This window comes from Rhodococcus sp. EPR-134 (assembly GCF_001647205.1).
Lineage (GTDB): Bacteria > Actinomycetota > Actinomycetes > Mycobacteriales > Mycobacteriaceae > Rhodococcus_F > Rhodococcus_F qingshengii.
Genome location: NZ_LVCT01000756.1, coordinates 1 through 2,332 on the forward strand (window position 1 = coordinate 1; position 2,332 = coordinate 2,332).

Sequence of the window (2,332 nt, forward strand, 5' to 3'; positions counted from 1 at the left end):
CGGACTACCTGCTCACGAACACGTACTCGGCCGAGTACATCGAGGCAACAGTCGCGAAGATCGCCGCTGCCACAGATGCAGACAAGGGCGAGGTGATCCGGTTGCTGCTTTCCGTCGACGCGAGTTACCTGGGCGCTGCCTTCGAGCAGGTCGAGCACCACTACGGAACCGTTGAGAACTATCTGACCGCCGGGTTAAAGCTTGCTCCCGAACTCGTCGGCGCTCTGGAAACCAAACTCCTGAGCTGACTCGCGAACAAAAAACTGCGGGTGTGTGACCTACTCGGTCACACACCCGCAGTCTTAGTCTCGAGCAGTTTCAGCTCACTACCCGATCATCACGGGAGCGGACCGCCTGCAGCGATCGCAGACAGTGTTGCGAACTCGTCAGCCTTGAGCGACGCGCCTCCGACAAGAGCGCCGTCGACGTCGGTCTGGCCGACGATCTCTCCGACGTTCTTGGAGCTGACGCTACCGCCGTACAGAACGCGAACGCCGGCCGCGACCTCGGCGTCGGCAAGTTCGGCCACTGTTGCTCGTACCGCAGCACACACTTCCTGTGCATCGGCGGCAGAAGCGACACGGCCGGTGCCGATGGCCCAGACAGGTTCGTACGCGATGACGATCTTGGAGATCTCCTCCGCGCTCAGGCCCGCCAACGAACCCTTGAGCTGGTCGACGTTGTAGGCGACATGCTCGCCCGCTTCGCGGATCTCGAGGCCTTCGCCGATGCACACGATCGGCGTGAGGCCGTTCTTGAGAGCAGCCTTCGTCTTCGCGAGGACGGTCTCGTTGGTCTCACCGTGAAGGGTGCGACGCTCGGAGTGACCGACCACGACGAAGGTGCAACCGAGCTTGGCCAGCATGGAGCCGCTGATCTCGCCCGTGAACGCACCCGAGTCATGAGCCGAGACATCTTGCGCGCCGTACGTGAGGAGGAGCTTGTCGCCCTCTATCAGCGTCTGGACGCTTCGGATGTCGGTGAACGGCGGGATGACCGTGACGTCCACTTTGTCGAAGTACTTCGCAGGCAAGGAGAAAGCGATCTTCTGCACCAGGGCGATAGCCTCGAGGTGGTTCAGGTTCATCTTCCAGTTGCCGGCGATCAACGGCTTACGTGCCATGTCGGATCAGCCTTCCAGTACTGCGATGCCAGGCAGCTCTTTGCCCTCGAGGTACTCGAGGGAAGCGCCACCACCGGTGGAAATGTGCGAGAAGCCCTCGTCCGGGATACCGAGCTGACGAACGGCTGCTGCGGAGTCGCCGCCGCCGACGACGCTGAAGGCGCCCTTCTCGGTTGCCTCCACGATTGCCTCGGCGACACCGCGGGTGCCTGCCTCGAACTTCGGGAACTCGAACACGCCCATCGGGCCGTTCCAGAACACCGTCTTGGCGCCGGTCAGGATCGCGGCAAAGCGCTTGACCGACTCCGGTCCGATGTCCAGACCCATCCAGCCGTCGGGAATCTTGTCGAACGGAACGATCTTCGACTCGGCATCGGCCGAGAAGGAGTCCGCGACGACAACATCCTGAGGGATGTGGATGACGTCGGCGTACCGGTCGAGGAGATCCTTGCAGGTCTCGATCATGGACTCTTCGCATAGCGAATTGCCCACGGACACATCCTGAGCCGCGAGGAACGTGTAGAACATTCCGCCGCCGATCACCAGAGTGTCGACCTTCGGTGCCAGTGCCTCGATGACGGCCAGCTTGTCCGAGACCTTGGAGCCACCGAGCACCACCGCGTACGGACGCGCTGCGTCCTGCGTGAGCTTGGCGAGCACCTCGACCTCGGCGCCGACCAGGTATCCGGCGTAATGCGGGAGCAGCTTCGCGACGTCGAAGACCGACGCCTGCTTACGGTGAACAACACCGAATCCGTCGGAGACGAATGCGCCGTCGTCACCGACCAGCTCGACGAGAGCCTTGGCGAGCTTGACCCGCTCGGCTTCGTCCTTGCTGGTCTCGCGAGGGTCGAAACGGATGTTCTCGAGCATCAGGACGTCACCATCGGTGAGTCCTTCGGAACGAGCCAGCGCGTCCTGTCCCACGACGTCACCGGCGAGTTGCACGTTGCGACCGAGGATTTCGGCCAACTTCGCGGCAACCGGTGCGAGGGAGAACTTGGGATCGGGCTGACCGTCGGGGCGTCCGAGGTGCGCGGTCACGATGACCTTCGCTCCACCCTCGGCAAGTGCCCGCAGGGTGGGAGCGGACGCGACGATGCGACCCGGGTCCGTGATTTCTCCGCCATCCAACGGGACGTTGAGGTCGGAACGCACCAGTACGGTGCGCCCCTCGACCCCAGCGTCCAGCAGATCCTTCAGCGTCTG

At 63.1% G+C, this 2,332-nt stretch carries 3 protein-coding genes; 1 reads left to right on the top strand and 2 read right to left on the bottom strand.

Annotation, left to right across the window (positions count from 1 at the left end):
* The coding region (locus A2J01_RS32545; RefSeq protein ID WP_197494350.1) for a tyrosine-protein phosphatase at positions 1–248 on the top strand (248 nt) is incomplete at its 5' end.
* Between the two features lie 89 nt (positions 249–337).
* Here the strand turns inward: A2J01_RS32545 and tpiA are convergent.
* Both tpiA and A2J01_RS32555 read right to left on the bottom strand, forming a co-directional pair.
* Complete coding sequence (gene tpiA / locus A2J01_RS32550; RefSeq protein ID WP_042445664.1) at positions 338–1,123, bottom strand: triose-phosphate isomerase; 786 nt, start codon at positions 1,121–1,123, stop codon at positions 338–340.
* Positions 1,124–1,129: 6 nt separating this feature from the next.
* On the bottom strand, positions 1,130–2,332 hold a 1,203-nt coding region (locus A2J01_RS32555; RefSeq protein ID WP_064114353.1), incomplete at its 5' end, for a phosphoglycerate kinase.